Genomic DNA, 16,295 nt, shown 5'->3' with positions numbered 1-16,295 from the left:
GGGAAGACGGTGGGCGAGGACAGCCAGATCGAGCTGCAACGGCGCGCGGACGGGCTACGGGACTGCGCCCGGCGCGCCCGGTGGATCGCCCAGACGCTCGGGCCCTACCTCGACTCCGAGGTCGAGCGCGCCGAACAGCGGGATCCCGCCATCTGGCAGGGCCCCTACGCCGACAGCACCACCGCCACCCTCTCCGAGCGCAAGCGCACGCTGAACGATATGGCCGAAGCGCTGGTGGCCGACGCGGACCGCTGGGCCGCCGAGGCGACCGCCCTGGAGGAGCGCGCCCGGCAGGACGGGGGAGACACCTGATGGCGTTCCGCGGCTTCGACGCGGAGCAGATACGCATCCTGGCCAGCGACCTGCGGGGGCGCGGCGAGGCCGCCACCGGCCTCCACAGCGAACTGCGTGCGGTGCTCAGGGAAGCGCAGGACCTGCTCGACGGCACACCCGTCACCACCGACCCCAGCCTGCTGCCGCTCGTGGGCTTCGGAGCGGCCTTCGACCTTTTCGGCCCCAGCTGCCTGCCCGGCAGCCTGCACTCCGAACTGCCCGACATCGCCGACGAGATGGACCGGCGCCGGCAGCAGCTGGAGGGATGCATCGAGCTGGAGGAGCAGGGCTACTCCGTCGACCGGGCGCTGCTGTTCGCCGACGAGCCGCCGCCCTCCGCCGAGGACATCACCGCGGCGCTGGAGGCGATACAGGCCCTGGACGGCAAGGACTTCGGCGTCAACGGCAACCGGGACGACCTCCAGGAGATCGCCGAGCAGCTGCGGGACCTGAGCGACGCCGAGCTCGACGCGCTCCTCATCAGGATCCCGGCCGAGGACCTGCGCCGCCTGAACGACCTGATGACCGACAAGCGGGACGTGCTGTGGATCAACGACGGCCTGCCCCGCGGCCAGCGCCAGTCGCTGCTCAGCGACATGATGTCCCGGGTGGGCCACACCAGTCTCAGCAAGCTGACCGACGCGTTCCCGTGGGTGCGGACCTCCGCCGACAACAGCGTGCCGTTCGAGAACGGCGAGATCGCCGGCTGGGAGGTGCCGTCCGATCCGCTGTTCGCGCCCGACGGGTCCGGCCAGCTGGTCTCCAACGACGACCTGATGCAGGGCCGCTTCGGTGACTGCTGGTACCTGTCGTCCCTGGCGGCGATCGCGCAGCGCGACCCCGAGTTCATCCAGGAGGGCATCCGGCAGAACCCGAACGGGACCGTCAGCGTGCGGATCTGGGACCAGAGCGGCGAGGTCCAGTGGGTGACCGTCACCCCGGAGCTGCCGGTGAAGCCGGACGGCACCCCCGCCTCCGCTTACGGCCAGGGCGAGACCTGGCCCGCCTACTACGAGAAGGCGTTCGCCCAGGTGTACAGCGAGGACAACGACGACCTGCCGGCCGGGACCTACGGGGCGATCGAGGGCGACTTCACGGAGAAGTCGCCGTCCTACCTCACCGGCAACGACGCGCAGGACGCCGGCGCGTTCTACATGAGCGACTACGACGCCGCCCGCGAGGCATGGGAGAACGGCCACCCCGTGACCATCTCCACCCCGTCGGAGGCGGACGGCTATCCCGAGTCGTGGAACGGCAGCTACGCGACCAGCCACGCCTACTACGTGAAGGGCTTCGACGAGAACGGCAACGTGATCGTGGGCAACCCCTGGGGCCCGGACTCGGGGCTCGTCGTCACCCCGGAGCAGTTCAACGAGTACTTTGAGAACCCCCAGATGATCACGATTCCGCAGTGAGGCCGGCCATGAGGATGACCCGTTCCGCGACCGCCGCGGCTGCCGCCGCGCTGCTGCTGGCCAGCGGCTGCGGCAGCTCCGAAAGCACGGAGAACACCGGGGGAGCCGAGAACGGGGACAGCTCCACCCCGGCCTCCGAGGCGCCGCCGCCCGACCCCGGACCGGAGTGCGACGGCGACGAGGACGCCGCCGGCACCCACGTGCTGCGCGGCGGCTCGGTGACGCTGCCGGGCGGCGGCGCCGTGACCTACGACGAGGCGGCCGCCGACGGGCACAGCCGGCAGGCCGTGCTCGCCGAGGGCGCCGGCGACGAGCCGGGCGACGGCTCCGCCTGGACGGTTTCGCCCGGCGACACGGTGACGCTCGCCGGGCACGAGTACCGGGTGAGCCAGATCTGCACCTACCGTGTGGTGCTCGCGTCCGCGGACGACGCGGAGCAGCCGGCGCCCGACCCCGAGGGAGACGACGAGAACATGGACTGGCCCCACACCGTCGACGGCCGCTGGCGCATGCGCTGGCACGTGCCCGACCGCCGCCAGGGCGAGAACGGCCTGACCGTGGTGGTGAACGAGATCCGCGACGAGCCGCCGCGCGCCGACATCTCCGTCAGCGGCAGCGAGGACGCGTTCTACCGGGACGTGCAGGTGGGCGACACCGTGCAGATCGCCGGGCAGCTGTGGCGGGTCGACGACATCGCCCCCGTGGCGCCCGAGGACGCCGGGAACCAGCGTGCCAACCTCAACGCCCACGTCGACCTGCACCGCCTCGGGCCCGCCTGACCGCCGCCCTCCCGCTGCGGGGGGACGGCTTTGGTGACGAGCCGCTGGTAGTGCGGGCACTGGGCGACGTCCTCGTGCGGGCAGGCCAGGCCGCCCTCGACAAGCTCCAGCGCCGCCTGGGCCGCCGCGATCTCCGCCCGCAGCCGCCCGGCCTCGCGACGCAGCACGCGGTGCCGGCTGGCGCAGGGACGCTGTCGCTGCTGACCCGGCTCGCCGCGGCGGCCCGTGCCAGCGGCGCCGTCACCGGCGAGCGGGCCGAGGAGTGGCTCGCCGGCCAGCGGCGGCGCGCCGGAACCGGCCGGCTCCTGCTGGCCGTGCCGTACTTCGTGGCCGCCGCCACCGCGCAGGCCGCCCGGCGGCTGACGGGCCCGGTCCCGCAGGCGGAGGCTCAGCCGGCCGCCGGCTGCGGTGCGGTGCCCGCGTGCTGGGCCCGGTGGAGGCGGGCGTACCAGCCGCCGGCGGCCAGCAGCTCGTCGTGGGTGCCGCGTTCGGCGATCCGGCCGTCCCGCAGCACCAGCAGCACGTCGCTGTCCCGCACCGTGCTCAGCCGGTGCGCGATGACGAAGCAGGTCCGGGTGGCCAGGAACGGCTCCAGCGACCGCAGGAGGTCGCGTTCCGTCAGGCTGTCCGAGTGCGACGTCGCCTCGTCGAGCACGACGATGGGGGGCGCCTTCAGCAGCACGCGGGCCAGCGCCAGGCGCTGCCGTTCGCCGCCGGACAGCCGCAGTCCCTGGTCGCCGATGACCGTGTCCAGCCCCTGGGGGAGGCGTTCGATGACGGGCCACAGGCACGCCTGGCGGCAGGCGGCCTCCAGCTCATCGGCGCCGGCATCGGGGCGCGCCAGCAGCAGGTTGGCGCGCACGGTGTCGTGGAAGAGGAACGTCTCCTGGGCGACGACCCCGACCGACGCCCGCAGCTCCGCCTGCCGCAGCTCGCGGATGTCGACGCCGTCCACCAGGATCTGGCCGGCCGTCACGTCCCAGGAGCGGGTCAGCAGCCGCACCAGGGTGGACTTGCCCGCGCCGGAGAGGCCGACGATCCCGACGGTGGCGCCCGGTTCGGCCGTGAAGTCGACGCCGGACAGCGCCGCCCTGCCCGCCCGCTGCGGCGTCGCCGGGTCTTCCTCGCTGAGCGAGGGCACCACGAGTTCGGCCGCCGGAGGGTAACGGAAGTGCACGTTGCGGAAGGTGACGGCGCGTCCGCTGCCGGGCGGGCAGGGCGGCAGCGGACGCGGCCTGGCCGGGTCGGTCACCCGGGGCGTGAACTCCAGCACCTCCCGGACCCGTCCGAGCGCCACGCGTCCCGCGATCAGGTCGGCGCGCACGCTGGGGAACGCGGCGAGCGGCGAGTACAGCCGCGCCATCAGCGTCACTATCGCCACCATGGCGCCCACGCTGAGCGACCCGGAGATCACCAGGTGCCCGGCGACGAGGTAGAGGACGGCGGTCACCACGCTCATCAGCAGCGTGACGGAGCCCGCCAGCCCCGCGGCCAGCACCGCCCGGCGCACCGAGGCGTCCCGGATGCGCGACGCCCGCCGGCTGAAGCCCGCCACCTCCCGCTCGGCCAGGCCGTAGTGGCGGATCACCTCGGCGCCGCCGGGGCTGAGCCGCTCGCCGACCAGCGCGTCGAGCCGGGCCTGGGCGCCGAGCTGCTCCTCGTTCGCCCGGCGCAGCGTCCCGGTGAAATACGCGGTGAGCCCGTACAGCAGCGGGACGAGGACGACGGCGGCCACCGCCAGCCGCCATTCGAGCACGACCATGGCGCCGCCGGCCACGACCAGCAGCACCGCCGCCCCGGCGCCGGCCGGCAGGGTCGTGGCGATCAGCTGCTGCACGCCCGCGAGGTCGCTCTGCACGCGGGAGACGAGGGCGCCGGTCCGGGCGGCGGTGAAGAACCCGGCGGACTGCCGCTGGAGATGGGCGAACAGCTCGGTCCGCAGCCACAGCACCATGTCCTCGGCCAGCCGGGTGGCGAGGCGGTGTTCGAGCAGGGTCAGCCCGGCCTGGGCCAGGCCCAGGGCCACCAGCGCGCCGGACAGCAGCCAGACGAGGCGGGAGTCGCCGCCGAGCACGCCGTCGTCGATCAGCCGCTGTCCCGCCAGCGCCGGCCCGACCGCGGTCGCCGACTGCGCGCTGATCAGCAGCGTCAGCAGCGCCAGGCGCCCTCGGTAGGCGGCGAGGAGGCCGCGGAGCCGTACCGGTGCGGGCGGTGCCATGCGTACTCGCCTCCAGGAGGTCTGCGGGGGAAGATGGCCGGGGCGGCCGCTCCAGCGTCGACCTGGAGCGGCCCCCCGGCAGGTGCCGCTGCGGCGGCCCCTGGTCACTCGGTGTAGCTGTCGTAGCAGAGGATCGACAGACCGCTGTGGATGGGGGACGGCACACAGCAGCCGCCGGTGCTCGCGTAGCTGGAGATCTGAGCAACGTCGACCGCGTTGGTCTCCGGGGCCTGAAGACCCTGCAGATCGAGGATGGCCATGCCGGTTTCACCTCCTTTCCAGATCGCCGGGGAACGGTGGCCCGGATCCGGCACGGGGCCGGTCCGAGGTCTGGTGGGCGGGCACGACGGGCGGTCCGGGCGTGCGGCGGTGCGGTGCGCCCGTCGGCTGGGCCCGCCTGCGGGCCGGTAGGGCCCGGTCAGGGGGTGGCCAGCGCTGCGCGCCGCGTGGGTCCGGGCGCGGGGCGCCGGGCGTGGGCGGGCGGCAGCAGGAACGGCAGGGACAGCAGCGGTTCCTGCCGGGTGCCGGCGGCGCGGGTCGCGGCCAGCGCGAGCAGCACGCCGGCGCCGCCGGTGGCCAGGTCCATCGACAGCCGCAGCAACTGCGTGCCGGGGAAGGCGGCGTGGCCCTGCCAGTCCATGGCGTGCCAGTCGAGGCCGGCGAGCCGCCGCTGGTCGGCGGCCGGGTCGCCGGACCGCTTCCGGGCGTGGAACAGCAGCAGTCCCGCGTAGCCGGTGAACAGGCCGGGGTACACGCACAGGCCGGGTGCGGCGCCGCGTTCGACCGCGGCGAGCGAGTCCGCCAGCTCCGGGTCCGGCCGGGCGGCCAGGTACCGTGCGAGCGCGAACCCGATGCCCGCGCTGCCGTGCTCCAGGTACGGCATCAGCCGGAAGCCTTCGTTGACGTGCAGCGCGCCGTCCTCGTCCGTCGTGCAGCGGCGCAGGTCCTGCCGCAGGGCGGTCCGGGCCGCGTCCAGCCACGACGGGTCGCCGGTCGCCTCGTACACGGCGGTCAGGAACAGCGCGGGCCCGGACGAGCCGTGCAGCAGCCCGGCCCGCGGGTGCGGCCCGCCGCTTCGCTCGGGCACGTCCTCGACCGTTCCCAGGCGGTCCCGCACGGCCGCGGCGGTGTCCAGGGCGTGCGCCAGGTACCGGTCGTCGCCGCATTCCCCGGCGAAGCGCAGCCAGTTCAGGCCGATGCCGGAGAGGCCGTCGAAGAGGCTGAGGTTGTCGCCGGGGGGCGCGGCGCCGGGCGGCCCGTCGAGGAGGCCGGCCGCCTCGTCTTGCCGCCCCAGGTCCCACAGGGCGTACGCGATGCCGTGCCGCCCGGTGTAGAAGCCGTCGGGCAGGTCGGAGCGGTGGTGTGTGATGCGGTCCAGCAGCCACCGTTCGGCCTCGGGCACGCCCGGTGCGCCGGCGGTCTTCAGGGCCCACAGCACGCCGGCCGCTCCGTACGCCAGGCCGAGACCGCCGGCGGGGGAGGAGAACTGCTCGATGTCGCCGGGGAAGACGCGGTCGGCGCGGTCCGGGCTGGCGCTGGCCCGGATCGCGGCGGCGAGGGAGTCCCGCAGCGCCGGCCAGGCGTCGCCGGTAGTGCGGACGGGCGCCGGGCGGGCCGCGGCCGGGCGTGGCCGCAGCCGCGTGAGGGCGTCGTCGAACCACGCCAGGGGCACGCCGTACCGGTCCGCGATGATCTCCGCCAGGTGGTCGGCCTTGTCCGGGTTCAGCGGGACGAGCGCCGTCAGTGGTGCGAACAGCGCGATCTTGAGGGCGGCCAGGGCGTACTCGTCGACCTCGGTTCCCTCGCGGCCGCGCGGGGCGGCGAACCCCGGGTTGGCGACCAGCTGCCGGCCGTCCTCGCCGGCCAGCCACCCGCCCTCGAAGTCGATGAGCCACACCGAGGTGTCCCCGGCGGCCTCGTCGTCCGGGCTGGGGTACAGGATGTTGTGCAGGTGGAGGTCGCCGAAGACGACGCCGCGGGCGTGCATCGCCCGTACCGTGCCGGCGACCCGCTGCCACAGCCCCATGGCCCAGTCGCGGAACCCGGCCAGCTCCGTTTCCTGCGGCGCCCGGCTCCGCAGGAGCGGGTTGCGGCGGGCACAGGCCGAGTACAGCGGCTCGCCGGTGACGAACTCCTCGACGAGGAACTCGTGCCCGGCCAGGGCGTGGTAGCCCAGCAGCCGCGGCACGCCCGGCAGCCCGCGCAGCCGTTCCAGCAGGTCCCGTTCCCGCCGCAGCCGGGTGACCGCGTCGCGTCCCGCGCCGTCGAGACCGGCGTGCGGCCGGGCCTCCTTGACGGCGACCCGGGCGCCGGTGTCCCGCAGGCGGCCCTCGTACACGCCGCCGCCGTTGGAGTAGTGCAGCGCCCGGACCACTTCGAACGGCAGGCTGTCGACGCGGTCGGCGTCCCGGCGCTCAAGCGCGGGACGGAGGAACGCGGGCAGCTCCACCCAGTCCGGCGGCGAGAAGACCGGGCCGCGGGGGTCGGGCACCAGGTTGCCGCCGGGGTCCTCGATGGCGACGACCTCCTGGCCGTCGGCGCCCCGCACCATCCGCGGCACGAACGCCCCGTAGCGGACGTAGACCGGGCCGTCCTGCCAGCGCAGGTCGCTGAGCACGTAGGGCCCGGGCACGCCGTGCAGCCGCTCGTCGAGGGCGAGGACCAGGCCGCGCAGGTGGTTGTTGTCCAGCGGGTAGACGGTGACCAGCTTGCCGCTGCCCGCCCGTTCCCCGTACTTGCCGTTGCGGCGGTGGTACTCCCGAGGGCCCGGCACCACCTTGAACGGCGCCCGGTGGGCGACGCAGACGCTGAAGACGTCGCGCACGACCTCGGCCGCGCGGTCGAGCGTGGCGCTGACGTGGATCTTCCAGCCCTGCCTGGGCAGGCGGACGCCGCGCGGGCGGTAGCTGATCCAGCCCCGCGGCGTGTGCCGGTCCCACCCCTCGGGAGTGCGGTCCGCCCGCAGCTGCGTGAACAGCTCGTCGTCGGCGGTGCCGGGACCGGCCTGGTCGTAGAAGGACGGGTCGGTCGTGCAGAACAGTTCGTAGCGCTCTTCCACCAGCCTGTCCCTTCCGGTGCGGGGCGGGTACCGCCGCGTCCCTCTGCGTGCCTGGACGGATGTGCCGCCAGGGAGTCGGGTTGCTGCCTTTTCAGGGTGCGCGGGAGTGACGCGGAGCGCCTTGTCCAAACCTGTCGGGCTGTTGTCTGTTCGTGCCGGGCGCTGTGGCTGGTGCGGCGGGTGGTGTCCGCGTACCGGCCCGCCTGCCTGCCGGTCAGCCGGCCCGCGGACGGTACCGTCCACGACTGGTGGGCGACCCCGACGGACACCCGACGGACACCCGACGGACAGCCGACGGACACCCGACGGACAAGGCAGACAAGGGCAGACGATGCGATCACACGGAAACGAAGCACCCCCGCACGGCACCCGCGCGGCCGCGACGGACCGGCTGCTGGCGGCCCTCGCGGCGCAGCGCCTGCTGCCGGTGCTCCGCTCGCCGGACGCCGCCGCGGCCACCGCCGCCGTCGGCGGCCTCCTCGACGCCGGCTGCCAGGTCGTCGAGCTGACCACCTCAACCCCCGACTGGCAGCGCGCCCTGGCCGCCTGCCGGGAGCGGCACGGCGCCGCTGCCGGCCAGCCCGGGCCGCTGCTCGGCGTCGGCACCGTCACCACCGCCGAGCAGGCCACGGCCGCGATCGGCGCGGGCGCGGACTTCCTCGTCTCGCCCTACCCGGCCCCCGCGGTGCGCGAGGCGGCGGCCGGGCACGGCATTCCGTTCATCGAGGGCGGCTTTACGCCCGCCGAGATCGCCGACGCCGCCGGGCGCGGCCCGGCGAAGGTTTTTCCCGCCCACGTCGGCGGGCCGAAGTTCCTCTCCTCGCTGCGGGCCGTGCTGCCGCACGCCGCGCTCATCCCCACCGGGGGGATCTCCGTCGACGAGGCCGGCGCCTACCTCGAGGCCGGGGCGGTGGCCGTCGGCGTCGGCTCCGGCCTGCCGCAGGACCCGGCACAGCTGGCCCGGCTGTTCGGGGGCGGCCGGTGACCGGCACGGCCGCCGGCACCGGCGCCGCGCGGACCGCCCGGAGCGCGGCGCCGGCGTGAGGCCGGTCCGTCCGGTATGCGCGCCTTCGTGGCGCACGGTGTGATTCGCGTCATTTTCCTCGGCTCGCCCGGCGCATAGAGTGCCCCGGTCGCACCGGTGTGCCGTACCGGGCCAGCGATGGCCAGGGGAAAGCAGAGGAAAGCCAGGAGAAGGGGAAAGGAGGCCGCGATGACCGCCGCGCTCTCGCCCGTCATAGCCGCGACGACGCGGTGGCTGGTCACGGCCTTTCCCGCTGCCGGACCCGCCGCAGGCGGCACGTTCCGCGCCGCCCTCGCGCACGCCCAGGCGCGCCAGGCGGTCACCGCCGCCGCGTGGCTGCGCTACCCGACGGTGATGGACGCCTCCCTGGTGGCGATGGCGGGCCCGGGCGGATCGGCGCGGCTCGACGAGCTGGTGGGGGCCGGCGTCCTGGGCCCCGAACCGCACGAGCCGGCCTGGCGGAGCTGGGTCGACGAGGTCGTGGCGAGCTGGGCCGCGTGCCTGCTCGCCTCGCCCGCGCTGGCCCGCACCGCGGCCGGACGGCTGTCCCGCTCCCCGCACGCCGCCGGCCTGACCCACGACTTCCGGCGCCTGACCAGGCCGGACGACCTCGACCGGGAGGCGGCCGCCCTGCTGCGCCACCCCGACCTGCTGGACCGGGTCGCCGCCCTGCACCGGCCGTCGCTGCTGTCCTGCCTGGCCGCGGAGCACTGCCAGGCCGCCTGACACCCCGAGCGCACCGCGGCCGCCCGTGCGGTGCGAGGCGGGCACGCGCGCGCCGGTAGCCTTACCGCGCATGAACGGCGAGAACCAGCCAGCTCAGCGGGAGGGCGAGCCCGCGGAGACCCGGCGGCGGATCCAGGCGCACGCGATACGGCTGTTCACCGAGCGCGGCTACGACGCGACCACCGTCAGCGACGTCGCCCGCGCCGCCGGGGTCCCGGTGACGACCGTCTACCGGCTCTTCCCCACCAAGGAAGACCTCGTGCTCCACGACCGGTCCGACGCCCTCCTCGCGGCCCGGGTCGTGGCCCGGCCCGCCGACGAGTGCCCGGTGCTGCGGATCGGCCGGACCCTCGTCGAGGCGGCCCGCTGCGTCCTCGGACCGCCCGGACCCTCACCCGCCCGCGACCTGCTGCTCGCCCGGCTGCGGCTGATGATCGACACCCCGGCCCTGCGCGCCCGCCACCTGGACAGCCAGTTCGCCACCCAGAAGGCCATCACCGACGCCCTGCTCGGCGACCGGCAGGGCACCGGAGACGAGGAAGAGTACCGGGTCTGGGTCGCCGCCAGCACGTGCCTGGCCGCGACGCACGTCGCCCTCATGCGCTGGGTGCGCGAGGACGGCCGCTCCGACCTGCCCGCCCTGATCGCCGCGGCGCTCGGCGCCGCCTTCAGCGAGGACTTCGGCGGGGACTTCGGCGAGGGCACCGGCTGACACCCCGATCCCAGGGCCGGCGCTCCCTGGATACGCCCGGACTCCCGCAGGAGCATGGGCAGATGCGACGCGGCGAACTCGCCGATTTCCTGCGCCGCCGCCGGCAGGCGGTCCAGCCCGCCGAGGCCGGCCTGCCGGGCGGCCCCCGCCGCCGTACCTCCGGCCTGCGCCGCGAGGAGGTGGCGATGCTCGCCGGCATGTCGGTGGACTATGTCGTGCGCCTCGAACAGGGCCGCAGCAGCCAGCCGTCGGCCCAGCTGCTCGCCTCGCTGGCCCGGGCTCTGCGCCTGACCGACGACGAACGCGACCACCTGTTCTACCTGGCCGGCCACCGCCCGCCGCCTGGCGAGAGCGTGGCCCGGCTGGCCCAGGCCGGCCTGCTGCGGCTGCTCCGCCTGCTCGGTGACACCCCCGCCATGGTGCTGTCCGACCTCGGCGAGATCCTCGCCCAGAACCGGATGGCCGTCCTCATCCACGGCGGCTACGAGCACCTCGACGGCGACGAACGCTACGCGGTGTACCGGTGGTTCACCGATCCCGCCGTCCGCGCCGTCACCGTGCCCGGGGAGCGGGAGCGGTACGCCCGCCAGCTCGTCGCCGACCTGCGCGCGACCACGGGGCGCCGCGCCGGCGACCCCGTGGTCGCCGGGCTCGTCGAGCGGCTGCGTGCCGCGAGCGCCGGGTTCCGCCAGCTGTGGGCCGAGCCCGAGGTCGCGGTCCGGCGCGCGGACAGGAAGACGGTGCTTCACCCGCGCGTCGGGCCGCTGGCGCTGGACTGCGAGACCCTGGTCACTCCGGACCAGAGCCAGTCGCTGCTGGTGCTGACCCCGGCGGACGAGGGGACCCGGGAGCGGCTGGGGCTGCTGCGGGTGAGGGGCAGCGAGGAGTTCCCCGCGGGCGGGGACCGGCCGTCACGCTGACGCGGCGCCCCGCCCGGGGCGGCGGCGGGAAGCAGCGCGCGGGCGGCACGCGCGGGTCCTGGTACTCGCGGACGCGGTGGACCAGCCCGTCGCGGAACTCGAAGACGAAGCAGTAGTCGTTGGCGTCGTCGCCGCCGCCGGCGAGCTTCGCCGTGACGGCCGCTTCGACCACGGCCCGCTGGCCGTCGGCGAGGACACCGCCCACGGTGCCTGGGCACACCCTCCCCGCCCGGCCGCCCCGGCGTCTTGGACGAGTGCTCCGCAGGGCGGGGAGGGACGGCCGGGGCCGTCAGGTGGCGAGGGAGGCCAGCACGCGGGCGGCCGGCCCGGGGTGGACCAGCCACCGCAGGTGGCTGCCCTGGAGGGTGTGCACGTCGTACGGGTTGTCCGGGGTGAGGGCGTTGCCCTCGCGGATGAGCCGGTCCTGCATGGCCAGCGGGATGCTGCGGTCGTCCGCCAGGCGGATGTACGTCTTCGGGATCCGCCCCCACGTGTCCGCCTGGGCGCGGTCGGCGGTGCCGCCGGCGTCCAGGTTCTCGTCGGGCTGGAAGAGGTTGAGGAAGGCGCGGAACTCGTCGTCGGTGCCGTCCGCGAAGAACGCCTCCCGGAACGCGGCCAGCGCCTTGGGATCGGCGGTGCGGAAGTTGCTGCGCAGCAGGCCCAGCGCGGCCGGGTCGCCGACCAGCGCGGCGCCGACCGCGCCGGCGTCGACGCCGGCCATCTCCGGCTCGCCGTAGTAGTCGGAGACGTCGAGGTCGACCGGGCACCACGCGGCCACGTACACCAGGCGGTCGATGAGGTCGGGCCGGGCATTGGCCGCGGCGGTGACCGTGATGCCGCCGCGGCTGTGGCCGAGCAGGATCACCGGCCCGTTCTGCTTGGCCCGCTCCAGCACCGTGATGACGTGCTTGGCGTTGTCGTCCAGCGTGACGCCCTTGAGGACGCCCGGGGTGGTGGCCAGCGCGTCGGGGTCCTGCGGCGCCTGGTAGCCGGCGGGGAATGTCGCCTGGAAGCCGTGGCCGGGCAGGTCGACGGCGACGGAGCGGTGTCCGAGCAGCCCTAGTTCGGCCTGGAGCGGCGCGAACGAGAAGGAGTTGGCGAAGGCTCCGTGCACGAGCACGAACGTCGGGTCGGCCATGGTGCCTCACTTACGGTCGTACGGTGAAGCCTTCACCATAGCCCGGGCCCTGGTCACCGCCTTCCGGTGACCAGGAGGAACGGCGGCTGCGGCGGCTCGGCGTCGCCGGCCACCGGTGCGGCGGCGGTGACGTCCTGGAAGCCGGCGTCGGCCAGCAGCGACCGGTACCAGTCCACCGGCCAGTAGTAGTCCTGCACCGTCAGCTCCCGTCCGTGCGAGGCGAGCCGGGTGAGCATCGGGTCGCCCGGCGCGTAGGTGACGCCGGGGTCGCCGCTGCGGCAGGTGCTGAACTGCACGCCGGTGCTGTCCGGATGGGGCACCAGCAGCCCGAACGGCGCCCCGGGCCGCAGCAGCCGGTGGATCTCGCGGGCGATCTCCTGGTGCAGCCGCGGGTCGTCGATCACGTTCAGCACGAACGCGCACAGCGCGGCGCCGAAGTACCCGTCGGGGTAGCCCTCGACCCGCTGGCTCGCCAGTCGCAGGAAGCGGACGTCGGGCCGGGCCACGTGCCGCTCGGCGGCCTCGATCATGTCGGCCGACACGTCGCAGCCCACCACGTCGTAGAGGTAGCGCCCGGCGATGTGTGAGGCGACCACCCCGGGGCCGCACCCGTAGTCGAGCACCGGGCCCTGGGTGCGGGAGCCCAGGCCCAGGCGACGGAAGAGTTCCGGGTAGGCGACGCGCCATTCCAGGGGGTTGCCGAGCAGCGCGTAGGCCAGCGCATCCTCAGCCGGGCTCCGCAGGAACGTCGTCATCACTCACACCTCCGCCGGACGCCATGCCGCCGCGGCCACGGTGAGCAGGGGGACTCACCGGCCCTGCCTCAGCGGCGGCAGCAGGAGTCTTCCGGCGGGAGTTCCACAGCGCGTTGACGAACGATTGATGACGGTGTGTACGCGTCACCCTTCCCCGGCGGCGGGCTTGCCGGCCAGCTCCCAGGACAGGTCCCCGGTGGGCAGGCCCAGCCGGGTCAGGATGGAACGGGCCTCGCGCCAGCAGGCCCGCGCCCGGTCGGGCTGGCCGAGCTCGTTCAGCACGTCCCCGAGGTAGCGCAGGATCCGGGCCTCCAGCGAGGCGAACTCGATCTCACGCAGCAGCACCAGGGCGCGCTCCGCCTCGGACACCGCCTCCCGGGGCCGCCCGGCGGCGCGCAGCGCCTCGGCGGTCCGGAACCGTATGCCCGCCCGCAGCAGGCGCGGCCCGTCCGGCTCCAGCAGCTCCAGGCCGCGGCGGAGGGTGAGGATCGCCTGGTGCGGGCGCCCGGACACCCGCAGCACCTGGCCGAGCCGGTACAGCGAGCGGGCGATGGCGTACGGCTCGCCGATCCGCTCGGCGAGCGCGAGGTGGTGCCGGGCCATGGCCAGCAGTGACGCGTCGTTGCTGCCGGCGTCGATGCGCACCTGGATGAGGTTGCCCAGCGCGTACTCCTCGATGCCGGGGTCGCCGATGGCGCGGCTGACCGTGACGGCCTCCTCCAGGTAGCCGAAGGCCGCCGCGCAGTTCTCCTGGTAGGCGGCGTGCGCGCCGCGGACGTTGAGCGTCATCGCCAGCGTGATGCCGTCGTCGGCGGCGCGGGCCAGGTCGAGCGCCACGCTGGCGTGCTCGTCGACCTCGTCCCACTTCCCGGTCTGCATCAGGGCGCCTGCCAGCATGTACCGCACGCGCCCCTCGGCGCGTGCGTCGCCCGCGCGGTGGGTGGCCTCGGCGATGGCGCGGCACGCGGGCAGGCAGTCGCCCCAGCCGAACCGTTCCTCCAGCAGCGGGTCGAGCGCGAGGATCAGCTCGGCGGCGACCCGGGCCAGCCCGGCGGTGCGGCTGGCCGCCTGCTGGGTGGCGGCGAGGATGCCGGGCAGTTCGCGGTCCGCCCAGGCGCGCGCCGCCGCGGCGCCGGGCAGCTCCAGGCCGCTGTGTCCGGTGGCGGCCAGGGCGTCGGGCACGGTGTGGCAGGGCCTGATCAGCCGGTAGGCGTGGCGCGCGGTCGCCAGGTGCAGGTCGAGCAACCGGTCCAGCGCGGCGTCGAGTTCGTCTTCCGTGCCCTCGCGTGCGGCCCGCTGCCGGGCGAACAGCCGCAGCAGGTCGTGGTAGCGGTAGCGGTCGGCGGCCGGGGACTGGAGCATGCCGGCGTCCGTGAGGCGTTCCAGCACGTCCTCCGCCTCGGCCGGGGACATCCCGAGCACGGCCGCCGCGGCGTCCGGGGACAGGTCGGGCACCTCCGGCAGCGCCAGCAGCCGGAACGCGTGCGCATCGCCGGGGGAGAGCTGCTCGTAGCCGAGGCGGAACGACGACTCGACGGCGAGGCTTTCGGCGCGCAGCTGGTCGAGCCGCCGCTGCTCGTCGGAGAGCCGGCCGGCGAGTGCGGCGACGCTCCAGCCCGGCCGCGACGCGAGCCGCGAGGCGACGACGCGGACCGCGAGCGGCAGCCCGGCGCAGGCCTGCACCACCCGCAGCGCCGCCTCCGGTTCGGCGGCGGCGCGCTCCTCGCCGACGATGCGGGCGAACAGGGTCAGCGCCTGTTCCGGGGTGAATCCCGCCAGGTCGATCCGCCGGGTGGCGGGCAGCGCGGCGAGCCGGAAGCGGCTGGTGACGAGCGCGGCGCAGGTCGGGGTGCCGGGCAGCAGCGGCCGGACCTGTTCGGTGTCGTGCGCGTTGTCCAGCACCACCAGCACCCGCCGCCGGGCCAGCATCGAGCGGTAGAACGCGGCGCGTTCGGCCGGGTCGCCCGGCAGCGAGCCGTCGGGGGCACCGAGCGCGCGCAGGAAGCGGCCGAGCACGGCGTGCGGGTCGGCCGGGGTGTCGCTCGCGCCGTGCAGGTCGACGAACAGCCGCCCGTCGGGGAACCGGTCGTGCAGCGAGTGCGCCACCTGCGCGGCCAGCGTCGTCTTCCCGGCGCCGCCCATGCCGACCACGACCGCCGTCGGGGCGGCCGGTTCCTGCGGCGGCGCGGAGAGGGCCGCGCGCAGCAGCCCGAACTCCTCCTCGCGGCCGGTGAAGTCGGGCACGGCGCTCGGCAGCTGCTCGGGGCAGACGGCCGTGGTGGCGGGTTCCGGCTGCGCGGCGGCGGGAGTCTGCGCCAGCGCCGTGTCCCCGGCCAGCACCGCCGCGTGCAACTCCTGGAGCTGGGCTCCCGGTTCGACGCCCAGCTCGGAGACGAGGGAGCGCCGGGTGTCAGAGAAGACCGCCAGCGCCTCGGCCTGCCGCCCGGAGCGGTAGAGCGCGAGCATCAGCTGCCCGCGCAGCCGCTCCCGCAGCGGGTGTTCGGCGACCAGCGCGGTCAGTTCGGCCACCACCTGGTCGTGGCGGCCGAGTTCGAGGTCCACGTCGATGCGGGCCTCCAGCGCGGCCAGCCGCTGCTCGGCCAGCCGCGCGCGTTCCGCTTCGGCCAGCGGGCCGGGGACGCCGACGAGCGCGACGTTCTCCCAGCCGTCCAGCGCGGCCCGCAGCGCGGTGGACGCGGCCAGCAGGTCGCCCGCCGCGCGGGCGCGCCGCGCCTCGGCCAGGTGCCGCTCGCTCACCCGCAGGTCGACCGCGTCCGGGGCGGCGTGCAGGGCGTATCCGCCGGGCACGGATATCAGGACGCGCGGGGCGGCGTCCGCCGGGCGGTCGGGTTCCAGCGCTCTGCGCAGCCGGGACGCGTAGGTGCGCAGCACCGAGACGGCGGCGGCGGGCGGCTGTTCTCCCCATACCGCGTCGACGAGTTCCTCCGAGGGGACCGGTCGTCCGTTGCGCAGCAGCAGCGCCACCAGCACGGCGCGCTGCTGGGGTGAGCCCAGCCTGAGTTCCCGGTCGCCTCGCCACGCACGCACGGGGCCCAGCACGGTGAAGCGCGGCCCGTCATCCGCTGGCTCTTGCATGCCGTAACGCTATCGCCGCCACAGCGCGGGGAACGGAGCCCTCCGGTTCCCAGGACCGGTCTGCGCGCGTTGCGGTGGCCGATGTGCGCCCCCTGGCGCGGTGTGCTCCGGCCGTGTGCGC

13 protein-coding genes are annotated in these 16,295 nt (G+C 75.2%); 7 read left to right on the top strand and 6 right to left on the bottom strand.

The genetic code is table 11. The annotated features are described in order from the left end of the window. The first annotated feature begins 9 nt into the window (after positions 1-9). Genes JK356_RS14770 through JK356_RS14760 form a run of 3 tightly spaced genes read left to right on the top strand, consistent with a single transcriptional unit; the run spans position 10 to position 2,527 of the window. Positions 10-312, top strand: a complete 303-nt coding sequence (locus JK356_RS14770) for a hypothetical protein (RefSeq protein ID WP_201868323.1) — start codon at positions 10-12, stop codon at positions 310-312. Continuing rightward, positions 312-1,748, top strand: a complete 1,437-nt coding sequence (locus JK356_RS14765; RefSeq protein ID WP_201868322.1) for a C2 family cysteine protease — start codon at positions 312-314, stop codon at positions 1,746-1,748. Before JK356_RS14770 ends, JK356_RS14765 begins: the two co-directional genes overlap by 1 nt. Positions 1,749-1,756: 8 nt before the next feature. Next, on the top strand, positions 1,757-2,527 hold the full coding sequence (locus tag JK356_RS14760) for a DUF6406 domain-containing protein (protein WP_201868320.1): 771 nt from the start codon (positions 1,757-1,759) through the stop codon (positions 2,525-2,527). Between the two features lie 388 nt (positions 2,528-2,915). Here JK356_RS14760 and JK356_RS14755 read toward each other — a convergent pair whose 3' ends face one another. The 3 genes from JK356_RS14755 to lanKC all read right to left on the bottom strand — a co-directional run bounded on the left by JK356_RS14755 (position 2,916) and on the right by lanKC (position 7,803). Further along, the gene (locus tag JK356_RS14755; RefSeq protein ID WP_201868318.1) at positions 2,916-4,745 is read right to left on the bottom strand and encodes an ABC transporter ATP-binding protein; all 1,830 of its coding nucleotides are present in this window, start codon (positions 4,743-4,745) and stop codon (positions 2,916-2,918) included. A gap of 104 nt (positions 4,746-4,849) precedes the next feature. Further along, a complete protein-coding gene (locus JK356_RS14750; protein WP_201868316.1) occupies positions 4,850-5,005 on the bottom strand; it encodes a SapB/AmfS family lanthipeptide in 156 nt (51 codons plus the stop codon). A 158-nt stretch (positions 5,006-5,163) separates the two neighbouring features. Next, the gene (gene lanKC, locus JK356_RS14745; protein ID WP_201868314.1) at positions 5,164-7,803 is read right to left on the bottom strand and encodes a class III lanthionine synthetase LanKC; all 2,640 of its coding nucleotides are present in this window, start codon (positions 7,801-7,803) and stop codon (positions 5,164-5,166) included. Positions 7,804-8,134: 331 nt separating this feature from the next. Here lanKC and JK356_RS14740 point away from each other — a divergent pair, with 331 nt between their 5' ends. The 4 genes from JK356_RS14740 (at position 8,135) to JK356_RS14725 (ending at position 11,185) form a co-directional block, all read left to right on the top strand. Beyond that, entirely contained in the window at positions 8,135-8,788 is a 654-nt protein-coding gene (locus JK356_RS14740) for a bifunctional 4-hydroxy-2-oxoglutarate aldolase/2-dehydro-3-deoxy-phosphogluconate aldolase (RefSeq protein WP_201868312.1), read from the top strand. Positions 8,789-9,016: 228 nt separating this feature from the next. Continuing rightward, positions 9,017-9,553, top strand: coding sequence for a hypothetical protein (locus JK356_RS14735; RefSeq protein ID WP_201868310.1), 537 nt, complete (start codon positions 9,017-9,019; stop codon positions 9,551-9,553). A gap of 70 nt (positions 9,554-9,623) precedes the next feature. Further along, entirely contained in the window at positions 9,624-10,265 is a 642-nt protein-coding gene (locus JK356_RS14730) for a TetR/AcrR family transcriptional regulator (protein ID WP_201868308.1), read from the top strand. Between the two features lie 62 nt (positions 10,266-10,327). Next, a complete protein-coding gene (locus tag JK356_RS14725) occupies positions 10,328-11,185 on the top strand; it encodes a helix-turn-helix transcriptional regulator (protein ID WP_201868306.1) in 858 nt (285 codons plus the stop codon). A gap of 289 nt (positions 11,186-11,474) precedes the next feature. Here the strand turns inward: JK356_RS14725 and JK356_RS14720 are convergent, their stop codons facing one another. The 3 genes from JK356_RS14720 to JK356_RS14710 all read right to left on the bottom strand — a co-directional run bounded on the left by JK356_RS14720 (position 11,475) and on the right by JK356_RS14710 (position 16,174). Further along, a complete protein-coding gene (locus JK356_RS14720; RefSeq protein ID WP_201868304.1) occupies positions 11,475-12,323 on the bottom strand; it encodes an alpha/beta fold hydrolase in 849 nt (282 codons plus the stop codon). Between the two features lie 53 nt (positions 12,324-12,376). Then, positions 12,377-13,078, bottom strand: a complete 702-nt coding sequence (locus JK356_RS14715) for a class I SAM-dependent methyltransferase (RefSeq protein ID WP_201868302.1) — start codon at positions 13,076-13,078, stop codon at positions 12,377-12,379. A 144-nt stretch (positions 13,079-13,222) separates the two neighbouring features. Then, complete coding sequence (locus JK356_RS14710; RefSeq protein ID WP_201868300.1) at positions 13,223-16,174, bottom strand: BTAD domain-containing putative transcriptional regulator; 2,952 nt, start codon at positions 16,172-16,174, stop codon at positions 13,223-13,225. Between the last annotated feature and the right edge of the window lie 121 nt (positions 16,175-16,295).

Source organism: Streptomyces sp. 7-21 (genome assembly GCF_016741785.1).
In the GTDB taxonomy this organism is placed as follows: Bacteria; Actinomycetota; Actinomycetes; order Streptomycetales; family Streptomycetaceae; genus Streptomyces.
Note: the sequence above shows the minus strand (reverse complement) of the source record. Positions and strands in the feature narration are given on the sequence as shown.

What these genes read in the sequence shown, in the direction of transcription:
- JK356_RS14725 (WP_201868306.1), top strand. Translation starts at nt 10,328, where the DNA reads ATGCGACGCGGCGAACTCGCCGATTTCCTGCGCCGCCGCCGGCAGGCG.
- JK356_RS14750 (WP_201868316.1), bottom strand. Translation starts at nt 5,005, where the DNA reads ATGGCCATCCTCGATCTGCAGGGTCTTCAGGCCCCGGAGACCAACGCG.
- JK356_RS14765 (WP_201868322.1), top strand. Translation starts at nt 312, where the DNA reads ATGGCGTTCCGCGGCTTCGACGCGGAGCAGATACGCATCCTGGCCAGC.
- JK356_RS14740 (WP_201868312.1), top strand. Translation starts at nt 8,135, where the DNA reads ATGCGATCACACGGAAACGAAGCACCCCCGCACGGCACCCGCGCGGCC.
- JK356_RS14760 (WP_201868320.1), top strand. Translation starts at nt 1,757, where the DNA reads ATGAGGATGACCCGTTCCGCGACCGCCGCGGCTGCCGCCGCGCTGCTG.
- JK356_RS14720 (WP_201868304.1), bottom strand. Translation starts at nt 12,323, where the DNA reads ATGGCCGACCCGACGTTCGTGCTCGTGCACGGAGCCTTCGCCAACTCC.
- JK356_RS14715 (WP_201868302.1), bottom strand. Translation starts at nt 13,078, where the DNA reads ATGACGACGTTCCTGCGGAGCCCGGCTGAGGATGCGCTGGCCTACGCG.
- JK356_RS14730 (WP_201868308.1), top strand. Translation starts at nt 9,624, where the DNA reads ATGAACGGCGAGAACCAGCCAGCTCAGCGGGAGGGCGAGCCCGCGGAG.
- JK356_RS14710 (WP_201868300.1), bottom strand. Translation starts at nt 16,174, where the DNA reads ATGCAAGAGCCAGCGGATGACGGGCCGCGCTTCACCGTGCTGGGCCCC.
- JK356_RS14735 (WP_201868310.1), top strand. Translation starts at nt 9,017, where the DNA reads ATGACCGCCGCGCTCTCGCCCGTCATAGCCGCGACGACGCGGTGGCTG.
- JK356_RS14755 (WP_201868318.1), bottom strand. Translation starts at nt 4,745, where the DNA reads ATGGCACCGCCCGCACCGGTACGGCTCCGCGGCCTCCTCGCCGCCTAC.